22 protein-coding genes and 1 tRNA gene are annotated in these 20499 nt (G+C 72.3%); 17 read left to right on the top strand and 6 right to left on the bottom strand.

Annotated elements, in window-relative coordinates:
- Nucleotides 1–19: 19 nt before the first annotated feature.
- Nucleotides 20–325 carry a hypothetical protein gene (locus tag HD593_RS43410; protein WP_185108480.1) on the bottom strand — a complete coding sequence of 102 codons (306 nt, stop codon included), beginning with the start codon at nt 323–325 and terminating at the stop codon, nt 20–22.
- On the opposite strand from HD593_RS43410, the gene HD593_RS43405 reads away from it, so the two are divergent.
- Together HD593_RS43405 and HD593_RS43400 are read left to right on the top strand one after the other, a co-directional pair.
- The gene (locus HD593_RS43405) at nt 324–1037 is read left to right on the top strand and encodes an MFS transporter (RefSeq protein WP_185108478.1); all 714 of its coding nucleotides are present in this window, start codon (nt 324–326) and stop codon (nt 1035–1037) included. The genes HD593_RS43410 and HD593_RS43405 overlap by 2 nt on opposite strands.
- A complete protein-coding gene (locus tag HD593_RS43400; protein WP_185108476.1) occupies nt 1034–1756 on the top strand; it encodes a thioesterase II family protein in 723 nt (240 codons plus the stop codon). The genes HD593_RS43405 and HD593_RS43400 overlap by 4 nt, the downstream gene beginning before the upstream one ends.
- Here HD593_RS43400 and HD593_RS43395 read toward each other — a convergent pair.
- Nucleotides 1753–2625: a MurR/RpiR family transcriptional regulator gene (locus tag HD593_RS43395; RefSeq protein ID WP_312904138.1), complete on the bottom strand. Its 873-nt coding sequence runs from the start codon at nt 2623–2625 to the stop codon at nt 1753–1755. The two genes, HD593_RS43400 and HD593_RS43395, sit on opposite strands and share 4 nt — an antisense overlap.
- A 147-nt stretch (nt 2626–2772) precedes the next feature.
- On the opposite strand from HD593_RS43395, the gene HD593_RS43390 reads away from it, so the two are divergent.
- From HD593_RS43390 to HD593_RS43375, 4 genes are all read left to right on the top strand, one after another.
- Nucleotides 2773–4149 (top strand): MFS transporter, encoded by a 1377-nt coding sequence (locus HD593_RS43390; RefSeq protein ID WP_185108472.1) that lies wholly within the window; start codon nt 2773–2775, stop codon nt 4147–4149.
- Complete coding sequence (locus HD593_RS43385; protein ID WP_185108470.1) at nt 4146–4568, top strand: GAF domain-containing protein; 423 nt, start codon at nt 4146–4148, stop codon at nt 4566–4568. Before HD593_RS43390 ends, HD593_RS43385 begins: the two co-directional genes overlap by 4 nt.
- On the top strand, nt 4565–5770 hold the full coding sequence (locus tag HD593_RS43380) for a metal-dependent hydrolase family protein (protein WP_185108468.1): 1206 nt from the start codon (nt 4565–4567) through the stop codon (nt 5768–5770). Before HD593_RS43385 ends, HD593_RS43380 begins: the two co-directional genes overlap by 4 nt.
- 148 nt (nt 5771–5918) lie before the next feature.
- Nucleotides 5919–6716: an alpha/beta hydrolase gene (locus HD593_RS43375; RefSeq protein ID WP_185108466.1), complete on the top strand. Its 798-nt coding sequence runs from the start codon at nt 5919–5921 to the stop codon at nt 6714–6716.
- A 15-nt stretch (nt 6717–6731) separates the two neighbouring features.
- Here the strand turns inward: HD593_RS43375 and HD593_RS43370 are convergent, their stop codons facing one another.
- The gene (locus tag HD593_RS43370; protein ID WP_246547028.1) at nt 6732–7220 is read right to left on the bottom strand and encodes a pyridoxamine 5'-phosphate oxidase family protein; all 489 of its coding nucleotides are present in this window, start codon (nt 7218–7220) and stop codon (nt 6732–6734) included.
- A gap of 91 nt (nt 7221–7311) precedes the next feature.
- Nucleotides 7312–7884, bottom strand: a complete 573-nt coding sequence (locus tag HD593_RS43365; RefSeq protein WP_221525286.1) for a hypothetical protein — start codon at nt 7882–7884, stop codon at nt 7312–7314.
- A gap of 83 nt (nt 7885–7967) precedes the next feature.
- On the opposite strand from HD593_RS43365, the gene HD593_RS43360 reads away from it, so the two are divergent.
- The 9 genes from HD593_RS43360 to nrfD all read left to right on the top strand — a co-directional run bounded on the left by HD593_RS43360 (nt 7968) and on the right by nrfD (nt 16651).
- Nucleotides 7968–8288 carry a hypothetical protein gene (locus tag HD593_RS43360; RefSeq protein WP_185108462.1) on the top strand — a complete coding sequence of 107 codons (321 nt, stop codon included), beginning with the start codon at nt 7968–7970 and terminating at the stop codon, nt 8286–8288.
- Nucleotides 8289–8345: 57 nt separating this feature from the next.
- Nucleotides 8346–8439: transfer RNA gene (locus HD593_RS43355), tRNA-Sec, on the top strand.
- Nucleotides 8427–10322 carry a selenocysteine-specific translation elongation factor gene (gene selB, locus HD593_RS43350; RefSeq protein WP_312904136.1) on the top strand — a complete coding sequence of 632 codons (1896 nt, stop codon included), beginning with the start codon at nt 8427–8429 and terminating at the stop codon, nt 10320–10322. The genes HD593_RS43355 and selB overlap by 13 nt, the downstream gene beginning before the upstream one ends.
- On the top strand, nt 10319–10984 hold the full coding sequence (locus HD593_RS43345) for a hypothetical protein (protein ID WP_185108460.1): 666 nt from the start codon (nt 10319–10321) through the stop codon (nt 10982–10984). The genes selB and HD593_RS43345 overlap by 4 nt, the downstream gene beginning before the upstream one ends.
- 71 nt (nt 10985–11055) lie before the next feature.
- The gene (locus HD593_RS43340; RefSeq protein ID WP_185108458.1) at nt 11056–11631 is read left to right on the top strand and encodes a hypothetical protein; all 576 of its coding nucleotides are present in this window, start codon (nt 11056–11058) and stop codon (nt 11629–11631) included.
- A 12-nt stretch (nt 11632–11643) separates the two neighbouring features.
- On the top strand, nt 11644–14067 hold the full coding sequence (gene fdnG / locus HD593_RS43335) for a formate dehydrogenase-N subunit alpha (RefSeq protein WP_185108456.1): 2424 nt from the start codon (nt 11644–11646) through the stop codon (nt 14065–14067).
- Nucleotides 14067–14936: a formate dehydrogenase accessory protein FdhE domain-containing protein gene (locus tag HD593_RS43330; RefSeq protein ID WP_185108454.1), complete on the top strand. Its 870-nt coding sequence runs from the start codon at nt 14067–14069 to the stop codon at nt 14934–14936. Before fdnG ends, HD593_RS43330 begins: the two co-directional genes overlap by 1 nt.
- A gap of 1 nt (nt 14937) precedes the next feature.
- Nucleotides 14938–15756 (top strand): 4Fe-4S dicluster domain-containing protein, encoded by an 819-nt coding sequence (locus tag HD593_RS43325; protein WP_185108452.1) that lies wholly within the window; start codon nt 14938–14940, stop codon nt 15754–15756.
- Nucleotides 15749–16651, top strand: coding sequence for an NrfD/PsrC family molybdoenzyme membrane anchor subunit (nrfD, locus tag HD593_RS43320; protein ID WP_185108450.1), 903 nt, complete (start codon nt 15749–15751; stop codon nt 16649–16651). Before HD593_RS43325 ends, nrfD begins: the two co-directional genes overlap by 8 nt.
- Here nrfD and HD593_RS43315 read toward each other — a convergent pair whose 3' ends face one another.
- Together HD593_RS43315 and HD593_RS43310 are read right to left on the bottom strand one after the other, a co-directional pair.
- Nucleotides 16652–17302 (bottom strand): response regulator, encoded by a 651-nt coding sequence (locus HD593_RS43315; protein WP_185108448.1) that lies wholly within the window; start codon nt 17300–17302, stop codon nt 16652–16654.
- Complete coding sequence (locus HD593_RS43310; RefSeq protein ID WP_185108446.1) at nt 17299–18345, bottom strand: sensor histidine kinase; 1047 nt, start codon at nt 18343–18345, stop codon at nt 17299–17301. Before HD593_RS43310 ends, HD593_RS43315 begins: the two co-directional genes overlap by 4 nt.
- Before the next feature lie 165 nt (nt 18346–18510).
- Here HD593_RS43310 and HD593_RS43305 point away from each other — a divergent pair, with 165 nt between their 5' ends.
- Together HD593_RS43305 and HD593_RS43300 are read left to right on the top strand one after the other, a co-directional pair.
- On the top strand, nt 18511–18969 hold the full coding sequence (locus HD593_RS43305; protein ID WP_185108444.1) for a CBS domain-containing protein: 459 nt from the start codon (nt 18511–18513) through the stop codon (nt 18967–18969).
- A 198-nt stretch (nt 18970–19167) separates the two neighbouring features.
- On the top strand, nt 19168–20454 hold the full coding sequence (locus HD593_RS43300) for an ArsB/NhaD family transporter (RefSeq protein ID WP_185108442.1): 1287 nt from the start codon (nt 19168–19170) through the stop codon (nt 20452–20454).
- The last annotated feature ends 45 nt before the right edge of the window (nt 20455–20499 follow it).

The following is a 20499-nucleotide window of genomic DNA, read 5'->3' as shown; positions in this document are numbered from 1 at the left end:
CCTGGCTCACGACCGGATCCTACGTGGGTGCGAGCCCCGCCGCGATGCCGTCGAGGACGAGCTTCAGCTTACGGTCGAACCACGTCGCGGCCGGATCCGCGAGCGCCTGCCGCATGACCGGCGCCACCTCCGGCCCCACCGCCTCGGCCCACGCCTGCGCCGTGCTGTCGCGGACGTTGCTCCCGCCCACCGCGGCGTCCAGCTGCCTGCCCCTGCTGAACACGTCGATGGCCAGGTCGAAGACCGTGTCCACGGCCAGGAACGCGTTCTCGACGGAGAAGCCGTAGCCGATCAGGGCGCCCACGGTCGCGGTGCTGGACGTCATGCGGGCTCTGCAGGGCGTGGGCGGGGCGTTCGCGTTCGCGCCGTCCATGGCGATCATCGCGGCCTCGTACGGCGACGCGGCCAGGACCAGGGCCATCGCGATCTTCGGCGCCACCACGACCGGAGCCGGAGCGCTCGGCCCGCTGGCCGGCGGGGTGCTGGTGGAGTCGGTGAGCTGGCGCAGCATGTTCATCATCAACGTGCCACTCGGCCTGCTGCTCTGCTGGCCGGCCGCGCGGCGGCTGCCCGCCGACGCCGCCCGGCGCGGGCCCGCGCACGTGGACGTGGCCGGGGTGATCACGCTGGCCGCCTGGGTGTCGGCGGTCACGCTGGCGCTGCTGCGCGGCGAGGCGCAGGGCTGGACCAGCTTCGCCACGTTGGCCCAGGCCGGGGTGGGGGTGCTGGGGCTCGGCGCGTTCCTGGTGACGCAGGCACGGGGACGGCGGCCGCTGCTCGACCTGTCGCTGTTCCGGATCAGGTCCTTCACCGGGGCCGCGCTCGTGTCCGCCAGGGCGGCGGCCAAGGTGCCGCTCGGAGCGCTGGCCGCGGCCGGGTTCCTCGTCTCCGCGGCCGGGCTGGGCGCGCTGCTGCTGGCCGACGCCGGGGCCTCGTGGGTGCGGGTGCTGCCTGGGCTGGTGCTGCTCGGGCTGGGGCGTGGGCTGGTTCAGAATGGCGGGACGAGGAGCCGCCGGCCGCCCGAGGAGATCGTATGACCTGGTTCCACTCGCTCGACCCCCGCCCGCACGCCGCCATGCGGCTGTTCTGCTTCCCGCACGCCGGCGGCGCCGCCGCGGCCTACCGGGACTGGCACCGGGCGGTCCCGCCGAGCGTGGAGGTGCGGGCCGTGCAGTACCCGGGCCGCGCCGACCGCGCAAGCGAGGCGCCCCTCCACGACGCGCACGCGCTGGCCGACCTGATCGCCGAGGCCATGCGCCCGCTGCTGGACCGCCCGGCCGTGCTGTTCGGGCACAGCCTGGGCTCGTTGATCGCGTACGAGACGGCGCTGCGCGTGAGCCCCGCCCACCTGGTCGTCTCGGGCCGCCGGGCCGCGAACCTGCCCCGCCCCGGCACCGTGCACCTGGGCACCGAGGAGGAACTGACGGCCGAGCTGCGGCGGCTCGGCGGCACCGAGCCCGAGCTGCTGGACGACCCGGACGTGCGCGCGTACATCCTGCCGATCGTGCGCGCCGACTACCGCCTGGCCGAGACCTACCGCAGCCGCCACGCCGAGCCGCTGGACTGCCCCATCACGGCCATCATCGGCGACAGCGACCCCGAGGTGGACACCACGAACGCCGCCGGCTGGGCCGAGCTGACCCGTGCCGGCTTCAAGCTGCACGTCCTGCCCGGCGGCCACTTCTACCTGGCCCCGCGCCGTACCGAGGTGATCGACCTGATCCTCGACGCGGTGAGCCCGGGGAACGCGTACTAGGAGGCGGGGCGGCGGTGCAGGAGGCCGAACCTGGCCCACATCGCCTCCGCCGCCTCGATCGAGGCGCCCGTGCGCGCCGGGTCCATGGCGGCGAGCTGGGTGACCAGCGCCTGGGCGACGGCGATGCCGGCCGTCAGCGAGGGGAAGAACGCCTCGCCCTCCGCCGGCACCATCACGACCTCCTCCGCGGCGGCGGCCAGCGCCGGGCTGGCGGCGTCCGTGACGGCGAACACGCGGACCCCGCGCGAGCGGGCCTCGTTGGCGGCCAGCACGGTGCTCTCGTACAGCCGCCAGAAGCTGATCGCGATCAGCACGTCCCCCTCGCCGATCGCGGCCATCACGTTCGCCAGCTCCGCGTCGCCGCCCGTCACGGCCTGCACCGGGTAGCCGGCCAGCCGGGCGTTGTGGGCGAGCGCGATCCCGACGGCCGCGTAACTGCCGTCGGCGACGATCGCCGTACGCCGGGCCCGCGCGATGGCCTCGGCGATCGTGAGCAGCACGCCCTCGTCCAGGCGGCGGTTGAGCAGGGCCAGGCTGTCGAGGTCGCGGCGCAGCGAGCGTGAGGAGGGCGAGCCGGTGCCCCGGTGCTCGGCCGCGACCTGGCCGGCGCTGAGCGAGGACAGGTAGCGGGCGCGCAGCTCCTGTTGCAGGGCGGGCCAGCCGGAGAAGCCGAGTGCCTGTGCCGTACGGGTGACGGTGGCGACGTTGACGCCCGCGAGCTGGGCCAGCTCCCCGGCCGACCCGAACGCGGCCCGGCGCGGCTGTGAGAGCAGCAGCTCCAGCACCGCGGCGGCCTTGCCGCGCAGCCCGCGCTCCGGCAGCCGCTCGCGCAACCAGTCCTGGAAGCTGTCGGTGGCCCGCTCCGTCACGTGATCCCTTCCCGAGGTCGGACGTCGCCATGGTACGCGCTCGCCGCCCACCAAACTTGCAAAGACCATTGCAATTTTGCCAATTTGCACTATATGTTGCTGCGCAATCGACTTGCAGGGCCATGACCTGGTGAAAGGTGTGCTTCGATGACCTTGTTGGCCCGTCTGGACCGGCTCCCGCTGAGCCGTCCGCACTACGTCCTGCTCCTGATAGGCGGCCTCGGCTACACCTTCGACGGCATGGACTCGGCCGTCGTCGCCTTCCTGCTGCCGAGCGCGCAGGAGGCCTGGGGCCTGTCCAACGGCCAGCTCGGCTTCATCGGGTCCGCGACGCCGTTCGGGTTCCTGTTCGGCGCGACCGTGGCGGGCCTGCTCGGCGACCGCATCGGCCGCAAGAAGGTGATGATGTACGCGCTCGCCTTCTACGCCGTCTTCTCCGTGGTGGCCGCGTTCGCGCCGAACTACGAGGTGTTCCTCGGCGCCCGCGTGCTCGCCGGGGCCGGCGCGGGGGCGGAGAGCGCGATCATCGCGCCGTTCCTGTCGGAGTTCGTGCCCGCCAAGCGGCGCGGGTGGTTCATCGGGGCGCTGGCCGGGTTCTTCTCGTTCGGGTTCGTGATGGCGGCGCTGATCGGTCGGTTCGTCGTGCCGACGTTCGACGACGGCTGGCGGATCGCCCAGGTGATCACCGCGCTGCCGATCGTGATGTTGCTGTGGTGGCGCCGCTCGCTGCCGGAGTCGCCGCGCTTCCTGCTCCAGCAGGGCCGTACGGGCGAGGCCGAGGCGGTGGTCGCCGACCTGGAGCGGCGCGTCGAGCGGGCGACGGGACAACCGCTGCCGCCGGTGCCCGAGACCGCCGTCGCCCCCACTTCCGCCGGCGCGGCGAAGGTGAACCTGTTCAGCGCGCTGCGCTTCCTGTGGAGCCCGGCCATGGCCAGGCGCACGGCGGTGATCTGGCTGGTGTGGTTCGTGATCACGTTCTCGTACTACGGGTTCTTCTCCTGGATCCCCACGCTGCTCGTGCAGCGCGGCATCACGGTCACCAAGAGCTTCGAGTTCTCGATCATCATCTACCTGGCGCAGATCCCGGGGTACTTCTCCGCGGCCTGGCTGTCGGAGCGGATGGACCGCAAGAACACGATCGCGCTCTACCTCGCCGGCTCGGCGGTCAGCGCGTTCTGGCTGTCGCAGATGGACTCGCCCGTCACGATCACGCTCGCGGGCGCGGTGCTGTCGTTCTTCCTGAACGGCACGTACGCCGGCGTCTACTCCTACACCCCCGAGGTGTTCCCCACCTGGATCCGTGCCACCGGCACCGGGCTGTCGAGCGCGTTCGGCCGGGTCGGCAGCATCCTCGCACCGACGATCATCGGCCTGTCGGCCGCGAGCCTGGGCTTCGCCGGCGTGTTCGGCCTCACGACCGCGGTGCTGGTGGCCGGGGTGGTGTGCGTGGTCGTGTTCGGGCTGGCCACGGCAGGACGATCACTGGAAGAGCTGACGGAGACGACTGAGGAGGCAGCCCGATGAACGAGCTGGAGGAGAGGGTGCGCCGGGAGGTGGGCGTGCGGTTGTTCACCGTACTGGCCTGGGTGCCCGAGCGGCGGGCGCTGCGCCGCGTGCACAGCAGCCACCCCGAGCAGTACCCGGTGGGCGGCGAGAAGACCGTCGAGGTGGCCCAGGACTGGCTGGCCACCTGCATCGAGGGCCGGCAGCCGTACTTCGGCCGGGACAGGGCCGCCGTACGCGAGATCTTCGCCGACCACGAGCTGATCGAGAGCCTGGGCTGCGGCTCCATCATCAACGTGCCCGTGCTCGGGGACGACGGCGAGGTGCTCGGCGTGCTCAACATCCTCGACGCCGAGGGTGCCTACGACGACGCGTCCGTGGCCGCCGCCCAGGCCATCGCCGGGGACGCCGCCGCCTGGCTCAAGGGCGGTGCGGCATGAGCCTGCTCCTCAGGAACGCGCTGCTGCTCGACGTGCGGACCGGCGAGTACACCGAGGCCGACCTGCGGTGCGCCGACGGGCGCATCGCCGAGACCGGCACCGGGCTCACCGCCCCCGACGGCACCCGGGTGCTCGACCTGGCGGGCGCCCGCGTCGTGCCCGGCCTGATCGACGCGCACGTCCACGTCACCGCCTCCACCGCGAACCTCGGCACGCTCGGCTCCATGTCCCCCTCCTACGTGGCCGCCCACAGCGCCCGCATCATGAGCGACATGCTGAGCCGCGGCTTCACCACGGTCCGCGACGCGTCCGGCGCCGACTTCGGCCTCGCCGACGCGCAGGCGGAGGGTCTCGTACGCGGCCCGCGCCTGCTGTTCTGCGGCAAGGGCCTGAGCCAGACCGGCGGGCACGCCGACTTCCGCGGCCGGGGCGAGCACCTCAAGGACGACCACCCGTGCTGCGCCGGAGTCGGCCGGGTCGCCGACGGCGTGGACGCCGTCCGCACCGCCGCCCGCGACGAGCTGCGCAAGGGCGCCCACCACATCAAGCTGATGGCGTCCGGCGGCGTCGCCTCGCCGACCGACCGCATCGACTCCACCCAGTACTCGATGGACGAGCTGCGCGCCGCCGTCGAGGAGGCCGAGGCCGCCAACCGGTACGTCGCCGCCCACGCCTACACCGCCCGGGCCGTCAACCGGGCCCTGGAGGCGGGGGTGCGCTCCATCGAGCACGGCAACCTGATCGACGACACGAGCGTGGAGCTGTTCCTGCGGCACGAGGCGTACCTGGTGCCGACGCTCGTGACGTACTGGGCGCTGAAGGAGGAAGGCCGCGAGTTCGGCCTGCCCGAGCGGAGCTGGCGCAAGGTGGACGAAGTGCTCGATGCCGGGCTCGTCGCGCTGGAACGGGCCGCGCGGGGAGGGGTGCGGCTCGCGTACGGGACCGACCTGCTCGGCGGCATGCACCGGCACCAGAACCAGGAGTTCCGGCTCAGGGCCGAGGTGCAGCGGCCGATCGACGTGCTGCGGGCCGCCACCACGGGGGCGGCGGAGCTGGTCGGGCTGGCGGGCGAGATCGGCACGCTGGCCGTGGGCGCGCACGCCGACCTGCTCGTGCTCGACGGGGATCCGCTGGAGGACATCGGCGTGCTGGCCGACCCCGGGCACGTCCGGCACGTCGTCCAGGCGGGCGCACTCGTCTAGCCCTCCGCGCGGCCGGCTACGGACGTGCTCGCGTAGCCCTTCGTGCGGTCGGCCGTGGGCGTGCCGCTGGCGGCGGGTCGAGGCTCTGGCGGTGTGCGTGCCGTGGTGGCCGTGACGGCGGTCGGGCGGGGTGCGTACCGTGGGCGTCGTGACGACGCTCGCGCGCACCGCCCTGGTCGTCGCCGCGGTGCTCATCCTGCTGCTCGGGCTGCTGTGGGTGTTCCAGCGGCGGCTCATCTACCTGCCCGACAGCGACCCCGCGCCGCCGGCCGCCTCGGTGCTGCCGGGGGCGCGGGACCTCACGCTCACGACCCGCGACGGGCTGCGCCTGGCCGCCTGGTACGTGCCCGGCCACCACGACGTGACCGTGCTGGTCACCGGCGGCAACGCGGGCAACCGGCTGCACCGCGCGCCGCTGGCCAGGGCGCTGGCCGCGCACGGGCTGCCGGTGCTGCTCATGGACTACCGCGGCTACGGCGGCAACCCCGGCAACCCCACCGAGGAGGGCCTGCACCTCGACGCCCTGGCCGCCCGCGACGCCATCCGCAGCCCGCACGTCATCTACTTCGGCGAGAGCCTCGGCGCCGCGGTGGCGACCAGGCTCGCCCTGGAACGCCCGCCCGACGGGCTGGTGCTGCGCTCACCGTTCACCGACCTGGCCGCCGCCGGCCAGGTCAACTACCCGTTCCTGCCGGTACGCGCGCTGCTGCGCGACCGCTTCCCCGTCGCCGACGGCATCGCCTCGGTACGGGCCCCGGTCGTGGTCGTGTACGGCACCGGCGACACGATCGTCCCCCCTCACCTGAGCCGCGCGGTCGCCGGCGCCGCGCGGGCGACGACCGTGGAGGTGGCCGGGGCGGGGCACAACGACCTCGCCCTGCTGAACGGCCGGGAGCTCGTCGGCGCGGTCGTCGACCTGGCCGAACGCATCACCAGGCCGAGCTGACTACTCCGTCCGTGGTCAGGAGCCGGGGAAGCGGGTCTGGAAGTCCAGGACACCCACCCAGGCCGGCCGCAGGGCGATGCGGGCCATCCTCGTCTCGGGATGATCGGCCTGCGCGACGTACCCCGCGCCGCCCTCCTCGCCGAGGAACCGGCGCGCGGCCTGCGCCTGCTCGGGCACCATGCCGTCGACCTCGGTGATCGAGACCCGGCCGCGCAGCAGCAGCACCTCCGGCGGCTGGGCCTCGGTGTCGATGGTGACGGCGACGTCCGGCCGGGCCCGCAGGGCGTGCAGCCGCCGGGCGGGCCGGGTGATCCCCATCGGGGGGCAATGGACGTACGTCGCCATGACGAGTTCCTCGCCCGTCCAGACGTGCCAGGTCGACATCACGCGAGGTGTGCCGTCGGCGGCGACGTACGCGAGCCGGGCGGGGATCGTGGAGTGCAGCAGGCGCTGCGCGATCTCGGTCTCCAGCAACCGCACGTCACCCTGCGAGAGGTCCTTCATGACCATGTCCTTCCTCGTCCACAGGCACTGACAGCTCCGCGGGTACCGACTGCGGAGTCACCGGAAACTCATCGCCTCACCGCGGACCGGGCTACAACCAGCTCGCCCGCACGCTCGTGGCCGATTCGGCGCCGGCCGGTGCGCCGGGGCCGGTACTGCGTACGGTGTCGAGCAGGCGGGCGACCGTCTCGACGATCTCCGGAGCCCGGTCGCGCAGGCCGGTCACGTCGTCCGGGCCGACCTCGTCGCGCCCGACCCCGGACTCGTCCAGCACCCCCTCCAGGTCGGCCAGCCGCTCGCCGAGCCACTTCAGCGGCTCCTCCGACAGCCGCTCGTCGAACACCCGCCGCCCCGGCTCCCACCCCTTGACCCCGGGGTGGTGGTGGGTGCGGTCGAAGCTGCCCGGCGTGCCGGTGACCGACTCCAGCAGGTCGACGCGCCAGATCGGCCGGTCGATGGTGATGGGCCGGGAGGAGTAGATCGAGCCCTTGAGGTCGCCGCTCTCCAGCCGCCGCAGCTCCAGCCGGACGCCGCGCTCGGCGCCCTCCTGGCCTTCGAGGGGGTTGGGGTCGACGAAGTAGATGTCGCTCACGGCCACGCCGATCCGATCGAAACCGAAGAGGTAGAGCACGGTGACCACGTCCTTCGCGCAGGTGTCGGGCACGTCTCACTCTCAACGTAACACCGAGGCCCACCGGACGATCAAGGCCGCATCGCGGCCGGCTCGTCAGAGCTGCGTCGCTTTCGGTGATCACACCGTCGGGCGAAGCCTCCATCGGCCTCGCCCCGAACCACGAGGCGGACCCGCATTTCGTGGCGGGAGTGGCGCTGCTGCTGGTGAACACGCCGATACTCGTCGGGCTGATCACCGTCTCGGCGCTGCTGCCCGCGCTGATCCGGCTGAAGCTGCCCGGGTTCGAAGCGGACCTCCAGGCAGGAGGGATGTCGGTGCCACTGGGACCCACCGGAGAGAACACCTTCGGGCCGGGGCGCTTCACCGTCACCTCCGGCCCGGGGAAGCTCGTCATCGCCGGAGGGCCCACCGGACAGCTGCCCCGGCGTAAGTAGCCGGCTCGCCCGGAGTGCTCAACGGCCTTGCCCGTCATATCGTGAGATGACGGCCTTGGAGGCGCGTGTGTTCTGGTGGGCACCCCGGTCTTCAAAATCGGTGGGCGGCGCGCGGCGTCGCCGGCGGGTTCGATCCCCGTGCGCCTCCGCACCCTCAAGGAGACCCGCCGTGACATCCGCACCCCCAGGAGGCCCGCCGTGACAGGCGACCGGCCCCCGCGCGGTGCCGGCATGTACGTGATCGCCACGGCCGGGCACGTGGACCACGGCAAGTCCACCCTGGTCCGCGCCCTGACCGGGATCGAACCCGACCGGTGGGCCGAGGAACGCCGCCGCGGCATGACCATCGACCTCGGCTTCGCCTGGACCACGCTGCCCTCGGGGCGGCGGCTGGCGTTCGTGGACGTACCGGGGCACGAGCGCTTCGTCACCAACATGCTGGCCGGGCTCGGGCCCGTGCCGGCCGTGATGTTCGTGCTGGCGGCGGATCAGGGGTGGCAGGCGCAGTCGCAGGAGCACTGGGAGGCGATCGAGGCGCTCAGGGTCGAGCGGGGGCTGCTGGTGGTCACCCGGTGCGACCTGATGGACCCGGCGCCGGCGGTGGAGGAGGCCAGGGAGCGGGTGGCGTGGCCGGTCGTCACGGTGGCCGGGAGCACGGGGGAAGGGCTCGGCGAGCTGCGGGCCGCGCTCGACCGGATGGTGGCGGGGCTGCCCGTGGCCGACGCCCGGGCTCCGGTGCGGTTGTGGATCGACCGGGCCTTCACCATCAGGGGCGCGGGCACCGTGGTCACCGGGACGCTGGCCGCGGGGCGGCTGCGGGTCGGGGACGTGCTGGTGCTGGACGGGGAGCGGGTGCGGGTGAAGGGGCTGCAGGTGACCGGGGAGGCCGTGGAGTCGGTACGAGGGGCGGCTCGGGTGGCGGTCAACCTGCGGGGGGTGGAGCTGGAGCGGGTGTCGCGGGGGAAGGCGCTGCTCACGCCCGGGGGCTGGGTGGAGACGTCCGTGGCCGATGTGCGGCTGGAGATGGGGGCGGGCTCGGGGGAACCGCCGCGCGAGGCGGTGCTGCACATCGGGTCGGCCTCGGTCCCGGTCCGGGTACGCCCGTTCGGCCCGGTGCACGCCGCCGGCGGGGCCTGTGCGGTTCGGCTGGTGTTGGCGCGGGCGTTGCCGTTGCGGGTCGGGGATCGGGCGTTGCTGCGCTGCTCCGGGCGGCCCATCACCGGCGTGGTCGTGCTGGACGTTCTGCCGTCGCCGCTGCGCGGTCGCGGGGCGGGCACCAGACGGGCCGCGGAGCTGGCGCCGTTCGCCGCATCGGACCGTGCGACGGCTCGGATGCCGGATGCCGCGACCGTGCTGGGCTGGCGGGGGATGGTGCGGCGCTCCGAGCTGGTCGCGATGGGGCTCGACCCGCTGGACGTGCAGGTCGCGATGGGGCTCGACCCGCGTCCGCTGGACGTGCCCGGTGCGGGGGACTGGCTGGTGGACGCCGGGCGGTGGAAAGAGCTGGGGGAGCGGCTCGGGGCGATCGTGGCGGAGCAGCCCGGCATCCCGGTGGACGCCGCCCGCACCGCGCTCGGCCTGCCCGCGCGTGAGCTTGTCGAGGCGCTGGTCAGGGCGTGCCCGCCGCTGCGGGTCTCCGATGGCCGGATCGACGGGGACCGGGTGCCGGGCGCGGTGGCCGAGGCGGTCGGGCGGCTGCGGGAGGAGCTGGCACGGGCGCCGTACCTGGCGCCGGAAGCGGCGCGGCTCCCCGAGCTGGGACTCACCCGTCAGGCGGTGGCGCTGGCCGCGCGGGCCGGCCTGGTGTTGCGGCTGGCCGACGGGGTCGTACTGCTGCCGGGGGCCGATGTCGCGGCGGCCCGCGTCCTGGCGCGGTTGCCGCAGCCGTTCACGGCGGGGGACGCGCGGGCGGCGCTCGGCACCAACCGGCGCGTGGTGATCCCGCTGCTGGAGCACCTCGACCGGCTCCGCCTCACCCGCCGCCTCGACGAGAGGCTCCGGGTGGTCACCGACCTGGAGGAGGGACCGTTATGACGGACGAGATCGCGAGTGGGGAGGGCTTGCCCGGGCGGGCAGGGGAGCGGGTCAGGGTGGGGATCGTGCTGCCCAGGCCGCAGGACGATCCGGGGGAGTGGCTGACCGACGCGGTGGCGTTCGAGGCGGCGGGGGCCGACGCGCTGTGGGTGGAGCACGGTGCCGCGCCCCGGCTCGATCCCCTCACGCTGGCCGCCGCCCTGGCCGCGGTCACCTACCGGTCGCTGCTGGTCGTGGCCGTGCCGGAGGCCGGCCGATCGCACGCGCTCGCCACCGTGGAACGGCTGAGCCGGGGCCGGCTCGCCCTCATCGGCGACGCCGGCGAGGGGGCGGCGGTGCGAACCGTCGTGCGACGGGAGGACGGCAGCTACCACGAACGCCTGGAGACCGAAGGCAAGCAAGCAAGCGAAGGCAAGCACGCAAGCGAGGCCGAGGGCAAGGGCGCGCGCGAAGGCGAGGACGGGGGTGAAGGGCAGGGCGGCGGGCGGTGGGTGCCGGTGGCGGTGCCGGCCGGGAGGGCGGCGTGGCGGGAGTCGTTGCAGGCAGCGGCCGCGCGCGGCGACCGCGGCGTGCTCGTCCCCGCCGACCCCAGGCTGCTCGACCTGTTGCGCAACCCGGAAGATCCGGAAGGCCGTCACGACCTGCAACTCGCCCAGGGGTAGACGCGCCAAGGATCCGCTCATACGGTGAAAAAACGGTACCCAGCGGCCCGCAGCTGAGGGGAGGCCGCACCATGGAGGTCAGCCGACGGCGGTTCCTGAGCATCGGCCCGGTGGGCGTGCTCGGCGGATCGGCCCTGGGGTTCGACCTGACCGAGTCGATCAACGTCAAGCAGCGCCTGCGCATCGAGGGAGCCACGCTGGCCCACTCGCTCTGCCCGTACTGTGCGGTCGGCTGCTCGATCATCGCCTACACCAGGAAGGCCGCGAACGGCAGGACCGAGCTGCTGCAGATCGAGGGCGACCCGGACAGCCCCGTCAACGAGGGCACGCTGTGCCCCAAGGGCGCGACGTCGCTGCAACTGGCCGTCTCGCGCAGGCGGGTGCCGCAGCCGCTCTACCGCGCCCCCGGCGCGGCCGGGTGGACGAAGGTCTCCTGGGAGTTCATGCTCGACCGCCTGGCCAGGAACATCAAGGCCTCGCGCGACGCCACGTTCGTCACGCAGGACGCCGAAGGGAACGTCGTCAACCGCTGCGAGGGCATCGCCTTCGCCGGAGGGGCGGCGTTCAGCTCGGAAGAGGGATATCTCGCGACGAAGCTGATGAGGGGGTTGGGCCTGGTTCACCTCGAACAACAGGCCCGTGTTTGACACGGTCCCACGGTGGTCAGTTTGGCTGCCACGTTCGGCCGAGGGGCCATGACCAACCACTGGCGTGACATCAGGCACGCCGATCTCATCCTGGTCAACGGGGCCAACCCGGCCGAGGCCCATCCGGTGGGCTTCCGCTGGCTGATGCGCGCCAAGCTCGACAGAGGCGCGAAGATCATCCACGCGGATCCGCGGTTCACGAGGACGTCGGCGGTGGCCGACACGTACGTGCGCATCCGTACCGGGACGGACGTCGCCTACTTCGGCGGGCTCATCAACCACGTGCTGAGCAACCGGCTCTACCACGACGACTACGTCCGCTGGGCCACCAACGCCGGCTTCGTGGTCAAGGAGGGGTACGCCTTCCAGGACGGCATGTTCAACGGCTTCGACCGCGAGCAGGGCGTCTACAACACCAAGCTGTGGGCGTACGAGACGGACCAGGACGGCCACGCCAGGATCGACCCCGACCACCCGCGGTCGGTGCTCAACCTGATGGCGGCCCACTACCGCCGCTACGACGCCGACACGGTGTCCAGGATCACCGGCATCCCGCGCGAGCAGTTCATGCAGGTGGCCGGGCTGGTCGGCGAGATGGGACGGCCGGACAAGGTCATGACCATCGTGTACGCCGTCGGCCTGACCCACCACACCACCGGCGTGCAGCTCATCCGCTCGGGCGCCATCCTGCAACTGCTGCTCGGCAACATGGGCCGCCCCGGCGGCGGCATGAACGCCGAACGCGGCCACGCCAACATCCAGGGCAACACCGACCACGCCATCTCCTGGGACATCCTGCCCGGCTACCTGCGCATCCCCGCCCCGGGACAGAAGGACATCAAGGCGTACCTGGACGAGAGCGCCAGCATCAAGCAGCACCCGCGCGCGGTGAACTTCTTCGGCGAGAACTACCGCCGCTACCTGGTCAGCCTGCTCAAGTCCTGGTACGGCGACGCCGCCACGAAGGACAACGAGTTCGCCTTCGACTACCTGCCCAAACCGGCGGCGAACGCCTCCTGGATCTCGATCTTCGACCAGGCGCTGCGGGGCAAGATGCAGGGAGTGATGCTGTCCGGGATGACCGCGACCAGCATCGGCCCCGACTCCAACCAGGTCCTCCAGGCGCTGTCGAACCTCAAGTGGCTGTGCGTCATGGACCCGTTCAACACCACCAGCTCGGAGTTCTGGCGGGCGCCCGGCATGGACCCGGCGAAGGTGCAGACCGAGGTGTTCATGCTCCCGGCCACCCACTGGATCGAGAAGGACGGCTCGTTCACCAACAGCGGCCGGTGGGCGCAGTGGAAGGAGCAGGTGCTGCCGCCGGAGGGCGAGGCCAGGCACGACCACTGGATCCTCGCCGAGCTGTTCCTGCGGGTCCGCGAGCTGTACCAGACGCAGGGCGGCAGGTTCCCCGATCCGGTGCTGAAGCTGACGATGCCGTACCGGAACCCGCGCAAGCCCGAGCTGGACGAGATCGCCCAGGAGATCAACGGCCGGGACCTGCGGACCGGCAAGCGGCTCGCCACGTTCGTCGATCTCAACGACGACGGCACCACCGCCGCCGGGGACTGGATCTACACCGGCCACTACCCCGAGGAGGGCAACCTGACCAAGCGGCGCGACGGCGTCCAGGACCCCGGCAGGAACGACCCCAGCGGCATGGGCTTCTACCCGAACTGGGCCTGGAGCTGGCCCGCCAACCGCCGCATCCTCTACAACCGCGCCTCCGCCGACGAGAACGGCCGCCCCTGGGACCCCGAACGCCCCGGCATCGCCTGGGCGGGCGGCAAGTGGGTGGGCGACGTGCCCGACTACCCGCCGACGACCGGCCCGGGGCCGGACGCGCCGCTGCCGTTCATCATGACCGGCGAGGGCGTGGGCCGCCTGTTCAGCAACGCCGTCGCGGACGGGCCGTTCCCCGAGCACTACGAGCCCATCGAGTCGCCGATCGCGAACCCGCTGCACCCGCAGCAGTCGGCGACGCCGGTGGCGTTCATGTACGACGAGCGGGCCGGGCGCGCGTCCCGGTTCGGCACCCCGGCCGACTACCCGTACGTGGCCACCTCGTACCGGCTCACCGAGCACGAGCACTACGTCACCCAGAACGTCGAGCACCTCGTCCAGCTGCAGCCGGAGGCGTTCGTCGAGGTGCCGGCGGGGCTGGCGCGGGAGAAGGGCATCGAGACAGGGGACCTGGTGCGGGTCTCCTCGCGGCGCGGGAAGCTCGAGGTGCGGGCCGTGGTGACCAAGCGGCTGGGCCCGTTGCAGGTGGACGGGCGGCAGGTGTACCAGATCGGGATCCCGATCCACTGGGGGTTCGTCGGGATCAACACCGGGCAGCACTGGCTGGCCAACGCCCTGACGCCGTTCGTGGGCGACGCGAGTGCGCGGACGCCCGAGTACAAGGCGTTCCTGGTCGACATCGAGAAGATCTGATGTACGGGCAGGAGCGGGCACGGGCCCTGGAGCTGCGGGAACGGTATCCGCATGCGCGTGAGGTGCTGGGGCTGTACCTGGCGCTGGTGGACGTCTGGGAGTCGGCGGACCCCGGCGGCGTCCGCGCGGACGGCGGTTCCGTTCCGAGCAGCGGTGCGGGCGAGGGTCGCGGTGCGGCCCCGGGCGGGAACGCGTGGCTGGAGTGGGCCGCGGCGGTGGTGCTGCCGCGGGTGATGGCGGCCACGGCGGCCCATGGTCCGCGCCCGCTCGCCGAGGCCGTCGGCGGGGTCGGGGCCGGTGACGGTGCGGGGCTGCTGGCCGCCTGGGTCGCGGGCGAGGAGCTCACGCCGGTCGAACGTTTCCTGGCCCGCGCCACGATGCGCGTCGTCCCGGTCGAGCGGCGCCCGGAGAGTGCGGCGGGACGTTGTCCCGCCTGCGGCGGGCCGCCCCAGCTCAGCTACCGGCTCGCGAGCGAGGATCCGCTCGTCAGCGGGCGGCGCATGCTGGCCTGCGCCGCCTGCCCGCACGAGTGGAGCTTCTCCGCCACCACCTGCCCGAACTGCGGCGAGAGCGGCAAGCGCACGGTCCACGCCGAAGCGCACGCGAACCCGCCGGCGGCCTCTCCGGAGGCGGGCTCTGCAAGCAGGACGGGGCCGTACGTGGGGCGGCACGGGCCGGTGCCGGAGGCGATGTTCCCGCAGCTACGAGCCGAGTCGTGCGAGAGCTGTCACCGCTACCTCATCGACGTCGACCTGGGCCGCGACCCGGGGGCGGTGCCGCGGGTGGACGAGCTGGCGGCGGTGCCCGTCGATCTGTACATGGCCGAGCAGGGGCACACCAAGATCACGGCCAACCTGATGGGGTTCTGACATGCCGCACATCACACCGGGACAGGCGTACGGGTTCTTCACCGACACCAGCGTGTGCATCGGCTGCAAGGCCTGCGAGGTGGCCTGCAAGCAGTGGAACCAGCTGGAGGGCCACGCGCCGTCGTTCCTGGACGGCTTCGACAACACCGGCAGGCTGGACGCCGAGACCTGGCGGCACGTGCAGTTCCACGACAACGTCCCCGACGAGGCCGTGACCCCGGGCAACGGCGCGGCGTGGCTGATGATGTCGGACGTCTGCAAGCACTGCAAGCAGGCGAGCTGCATGGAGGTCTGCCCGACGAACGCGATCATCAGGACCGAGTTCGACAGCGTCTTCATCCAGCCGGACGTCTGCAACGGCTGCCGCAACTGCATCGCGGCCTGCCCGTACGACGTGATCGGCGCCAGCGAGACGACCGGCATCGCGCAGAAGTGCACGCTCTGCTACGACCGCCTCCAGAACGACATGACCCCGGCCTGCGCCAAGGCCTGCCCCACCGAGTCGATCCAGTTCGGCCCGGTCTCCGAGCTGCGGCAGACCGCGGCGAAGCGGCTGGAGATCCTGCGCGGGCAGGGCGTCACGCAGGCCAGGCTGTACGGGCACGACGAGCGGGTGTACGGCGGCCTGAACGCGTTCTTCCTGCTCATGGACGAGCCGGAGAGGTACGGGCTGCCCGACGAGCGCAACGCCGTGCTGCCCAGCCGCAACAACGCGGGCGGCTACCTGACCGCCGCCGTCACGGCCGTGCTGGGCGTGCTCGGCGGCCTGGTCGCGCTGCGCCGCCGCAAGGAGAAGGTGGAGGGGCCGGCCGATGGGTGACGTGCAGCACTTCGCCGGCCCGCCGGACTGGCTCTGGTACATCCTGTTCTACTTCTTCCTCGCGGGGCTGTCCGGCGGCTCGTACGTGCTGGCCACCCTGCTCAGGCTGCGCGACGCGCCCGGGGACGAGCCCATGGCCCGGATCGGCTACTACATCGCGTTCCCGCCCATGCTCATCGCGCCGCTGCTGCTCACGCTGGACCTCGGGCAGCCGATGCGGTTCTGGCACATGCTGGTCAACACCACGCCCGGCCATCTCGGGGTGAACTTCAAGTACTGGACGCCGATGTCGGTCGGGATCTGGGCCCTGACGGTGTTCGCGGCGATCACCACGGTGTCGTTCGCGGCGGCGCTCGTGCGGGACGGCAAGCTCCGGATCCCGCTCGTCGTGCGGCTGGACGGCCGGGTGCTCAACGTCGCCGGCTCCCTGTTCGGGCTGTTCGTCGCCGGGTACACGGGTGTGCTGCTGTCGGTGTCGAACCAGCCGGTGTGGAGTGACACGTTCGCGCTGGGCGGGCTCTTCCTGGCCTCCGGGCTGGCGGGGTCGGCGGCGCTGATGCTGCTGCTGGCCCGCTACCGGCCGGAGGCGCGGCCGAGCGCGCCCATGTTGTCGGTCTCGGAGCGGCTGTACTCGCTGCTGGAGCTGGCGCTGATCGTGGTGTTCGCGGTGACGCTGATCGTCGCGGGCACGCAGGAGATCGTGTTCGGCCTGCCGTGGTCGCTGCTGTGGGTCGTGGTGCTCGCCGGGCTGGTTCCCGGCCTGTACGGGCTGGCCACCGAGCGCCTGTCGGCCGGCCCGGCGGTGGCCGTGCGGTACTCGGTGGTGCTGCCGCTGCTGGTGCTGGCCGGGGTGCTGGCCCTGCGGGCGGCGATCATCTTCAGCGTCCAGGTGTGATCAGGGCTCGACGAGGCCGGCGCGGATGGCGTACCTGGTCAGCTCCAGGCGGTCGCGCATGCCCAGCTTCTGCAGGATGTTCGCGCGGTGCCGGTCAACGGTCTTCACGCTGATGACCAGCGTCTCGGCGATCTCCTTCGCCGAGTTGCCCTCGGCGATCAGCTTGACGATCTCCTCCTCCCGCGGCGTCAGGATGCTCTCAGGCATCCGCTCCCCCTCCCGGTCCCGCTGCAGGTAGTCGCGGATGAGGGCGGTCACGGCACCCGGGTAGAGGAACGGCTCGCCGCGCATGGTGGCCCGGCAGGCCTCCAGCAGGTCCTGGTCGGCGACCGATTTGAGCACGTAACCTGACGCGCCGACCTTGAGCGACTCGAAGAAGTACTGCTCGTTGTCGTACATCGACAGGATCAGGATGCGGATGCCCGGCGCCCGCCGGGAGATCTCCCTGGCCGCCTGGAGTCCGGTCATGCGGGGCATCGCGATGTCGAGGATGGCCAGGTCGACGTGCTCCTCCGAGGCCGCGGCGACGGCCTGGGCGCCGTCGGCGGCCTCGGCGACCACCTCCAGGTCGGGCTCGGCGTCGAGGATCAGCCGCAGGCCCCGGCGGACCAGCGCGTGGTCGTCGGCCAGCAGGATCCGGGTCTTGTTCACGGGTCCGTCCTTCGGTCCTGAGGGATGACGAGGCTGACGCGGGTGCCCTCGCCCGGCGGTGAGTCGACGGTCAGGCGGGCGCCGATGAGCAGGGCGCGCTCGCGCATGCCCCGGATGCCGGCGCCGTCCCGGAGGGCGCCGCCCCGGCCGTCGTCGGTGATGCGCAGGACCAGGCGGCCGTCCTCGGTCACGAGCGACAGCTCGGCGCGGGTGGCTCGGGCGTGCCTGGCGATGTTGGTCAGGCTCTCCTGCGCGATCCGGTACAGGACGAGCTCGACGTCCGGTCCCAGGGCCGGGTGGTCGGGTTGCAGGTGGCGGGTCACCGGGATGCCGCTCATCCGGGAGAGGTCCGCGGTCAGGGCGCTGAGCGCGCTGTGCAGCCCGAGGTCCTCCAGCACGCCGGGGCGCAGGCGGCGGGCGACCTGGCGTACCTCGTCGAGGCTGGCCCGTACGGTCTCCTGCACGCCGTGCAGGTCCTCCTTCAGGTCGGCGGGGGCGCGGTCCACCACCCGCTTGAGGCCCAGCAGCACCACGGTCAGGCTCTGGCCGATCTCGTCGTGCAGCTCGCGGGCGATGCGCTGCCGCTCGCCCTCCTGCGCGGCCAGCGCGTGGGCGCTGCTGGCACTGCGCTCGGCCTCCAGCCGGTCCAGCATCGCGTTGAACGTGGCGATCAGGTGGGTGAGGTCGCTGTTGCCGCTCTCGGACAGGCGGTCGCCGGTACGCAACAGGTCCACCCGCTGCATCAGCGTGGTCAGCGCGTCCAGCGGGGCCAGGCTGCGGCGCAGCAGCAGCGCGTTGGCGGCCAGCATCACCGCCAGCCCGATCACCAGGACCGGCACCTCGGCCCACACGACCGGGGCGGAGACGGTCGCGGGGGAGATCGCGAGCACCAGCGTGCCGGTCGCGAACACCAGGCCGTTGATGGCGACCAGCCGCAGGAACAGGCCCTGAGCCGCCGGCCGGGACGCGCCGCGCGGCGCGCCCGCGCGACGCGTCCCGGCCGGCGGCGCGTCCCCCGTGCCGCCCTTCGCGCGATCGTTCATCCCCTCTAGCCTCGTCGTCCGAGCGTGCGATTGTCCATGCGGTCTGACCCCCATCAAGAAGTACGTCCCTACATGTTCTATCCCTGCCCAGATGGGTGCCGGACCCGATAGCCCCCGCGCGCGCCCGCCTGGAGGATGGACCGGAGCCGGAGGGAGGACAGCGACATGGAAGCCGGCAACATCGCCGTGAACCTGCCGACCGTGACCGCGCACGACCCCGTCACCAAGGCCGTGCGGATCATGGCGCTGGGCCGGATGCCCGGCCTGATCGTCGTGGACGGCAGGGGCCGGCCGTCGGCCGTGCTCCCGGGGACGCAGGTGCTGCGGCTGGCGGTGCCGGGGGCGTACCAGGAGGATCCGGCGCTCTGCCGGACGATCGACGAGGCGCACGCCGACCTGTTCTGGGGCGAGCTGGGCGACCTGACGGTGGGCGACTGCCTGCCGGGCAGGCCCGCCACGCCGGCGACCGTGCCGCTCGACGCGACCCTGCTCGAAGTGGCCGCCCTGATGGCCAGGCTGCGCAGCCCGATCGTCGCGGTGGTCGGCCGCGACGGCGTGCTCGCCGGGGCGATCACCCTGGAACGGCTGCTGACCTGCCTCGCGCTCTCCGGCCAGGCCGACTGACACCTACTCCCTGATCACCCTCCCTGATCACCCTCCCTGATCACCCTCCCTGATCACTTTCCCTGATCACCGGACGGGCCCCGCGGGCCCGCCCGGGCCGAAGCATGCCCACCTGACGGAGGTCACCATGATCCGCTGTTGTCCCGCCCCGCACTCATCCCGCCCGGTGGACCGGTCCGGGCCGCCGGGGCAGACCGGATGAGCGCCTTCGCCGCACTGGCGATCTTCCTGGTGGCCTTCTACTTCATCGCGACGGAGAAGGCGAACAAGGTCAAGGTGGTGCTGATCGCCGCCGGGCTGATGGCCGTGCTCGGCCTGATCCCCGGCGCAGGGGTGTTCTTCTCCGAGCACGAGGGCATCGACTGGAACGTCATCTTCCTGCTGCTCGGCATGATGATCATCGTTGGCGTCATCAAGCAGACGGGCGTGTTCGACTATCTCGCCATCTGGGCCGCCAAGAGGTCGAAGGGACGCCCGTACCGGCTGATGGTGATGCTGATGGCGATCACCGCCATCGCCTCGCCGTTCCTCGACAACGTCACCACGATCATGCTGGTCGCGCCGGTCACCATCGTGGTCTGCAACCGGCTGCGGATCGCCGCGCAGCCGTACCTCATCGCGGAGGTCCTCGCCTCGAACATCGGCGGCGCGGCCACCCTCATCGGCGACCCGCCGAACATCATCATCGGCAGCCGCGCCGGGCTCACCTTCAACGACTTCCTGGTGCACATGGCGCCGATCGTGGTGGTCATCTTCGCCGTGTTCGTGCTGGCCTCCCGGTGGCTGTTCGCCGGCTCCTTCCAGTACAACGCCGACCGCGTGGCCGAGGTGATGGCGCTGCAGGAGCGGCGCGCCATCACCGACCCGCGGCTGCTCGTGCGCTGCCTGGTGGTGCTGGCCGCGGTCGTGGCCGGGTTCGGGCTGCACGCGGTGGTGCACGTCGAGCCGTCGATCGTGGCGCTGGTCGGCGCGGGCGTGATGCTGCTGGTCTCCCGCGCGAACGTCTCCGAGGTGCTGGACGAGGTCGAGTGGCCGACGCTGGTGTTCTTCACGGGGCTGTTCGTCATGGTCGCGGGACTGGTGCACACCGGCGTGATCGCCGCGATCGGCACGTGGGCGCTGGACACGCTGGGCGACGACTACTTCGTGGCCGCGACGGCGCTGCTGTTCGGCTCGGGCGTGCTGGGCGCCTTCTTCGACAACATCCCGTACGTCGCCACGACCGCCCCCATCGTCGAGGGCGTGGTCGCCGCGGCCCCCGACCCGCAGACCGGCCAGGCGCTGTGGTGGGCCTTCGCCCTCGGCGCCGACTTCGGCGGGAACGGCACCGCGGTCGCGGCCAGCGCCAACGTGGTGGCCCTCGGCATCGCCGCCCGCAACGGACACAAGATCAGCTTCTGGCAGTTCACCCGGTACGGGATCGTCGTCACCGCCTTCAGCATGGTGCTGGCCTGGCTGTACGTCTGGATGCGCTATTTCCTCTGAGACCCGAGCCGGTCCCTGATCCCGGCCCAGGGAGAAATCAGGGAC

Origin of the sequence: Nonomuraea rubra (assembly GCF_014207985.1) — a bacterium.
Classification (GTDB): Bacteria; Actinomycetota; Actinomycetes; order Streptosporangiales; family Streptosporangiaceae; genus Nonomuraea; species Nonomuraea rubra.
Note: the sequence above shows the minus strand (reverse complement) of the source record. Positions and strands in the feature narration are given on the sequence as shown.

Bases quoted from the DNA above. Each gene is read 5' to 3' on its own strand.
- HD593_RS43405 (WP_185108478.1), top strand. From the start codon at position 324: ATGCGGGCTCTGCAGGGCGTGGGCGGGGCGTTCGCGTTCGCGCCGTCC.
- HD593_RS43410 (WP_185108480.1), bottom strand. From the start codon at position 325: ATGACGTCCAGCACCGCGACCGTGGGCGCCCTGATCGGCTACGGCTTC.
- HD593_RS43400 (WP_185108476.1), top strand. From the start codon at position 1,034: ATGACCTGGTTCCACTCGCTCGACCCCCGCCCGCACGCCGCCATGCGG.
- HD593_RS43390 (WP_185108472.1), top strand. From the start codon at position 2,773: ATGACCTTGTTGGCCCGTCTGGACCGGCTCCCGCTGAGCCGTCCGCAC.
- HD593_RS43385 (WP_185108470.1), top strand. From the start codon at position 4,146: ATGAACGAGCTGGAGGAGAGGGTGCGCCGGGAGGTGGGCGTGCGGTTG.
- HD593_RS43380 (WP_185108468.1), top strand. From the start codon at position 4,565: ATGAGCCTGCTCCTCAGGAACGCGCTGCTGCTCGACGTGCGGACCGGC.
- HD593_RS43370 (WP_246547028.1), bottom strand. From the start codon at position 7,220: ATGAAGGACCTCTCGCAGGGTGACGTGCGGTTGCTGGAGACCGAGATC.
- HD593_RS43345 (WP_185108460.1), top strand. From the start codon at position 10,319: ATGACGGACGAGATCGCGAGTGGGGAGGGCTTGCCCGGGCGGGCAGGG.
- HD593_RS43340 (WP_185108458.1), top strand. From the start codon at position 11,056: ATGGAGGTCAGCCGACGGCGGTTCCTGAGCATCGGCCCGGTGGGCGTG.
- HD593_RS43330 (WP_185108454.1), top strand. From the start codon at position 14,067: ATGTACGGGCAGGAGCGGGCACGGGCCCTGGAGCTGCGGGAACGGTAT.
- HD593_RS43325 (WP_185108452.1), top strand. From the start codon at position 14,938: ATGCCGCACATCACACCGGGACAGGCGTACGGGTTCTTCACCGACACC.
- nrfD (WP_185108450.1), top strand. From the start codon at position 15,749: ATGGGTGACGTGCAGCACTTCGCCGGCCCGCCGGACTGGCTCTGGTAC.
- HD593_RS43310 (WP_185108446.1), bottom strand. From the start codon at position 18,345: ATGAACGATCGCGCGAAGGGCGGCACGGGGGACGCGCCGCCGGCCGGG.
- HD593_RS43305 (WP_185108444.1), top strand. From the start codon at position 18,511: ATGGAAGCCGGCAACATCGCCGTGAACCTGCCGACCGTGACCGCGCAC.
- HD593_RS43300 (WP_185108442.1), top strand. From the start codon at position 19,168: ATGAGCGCCTTCGCCGCACTGGCGATCTTCCTGGTGGCCTTCTACTTC.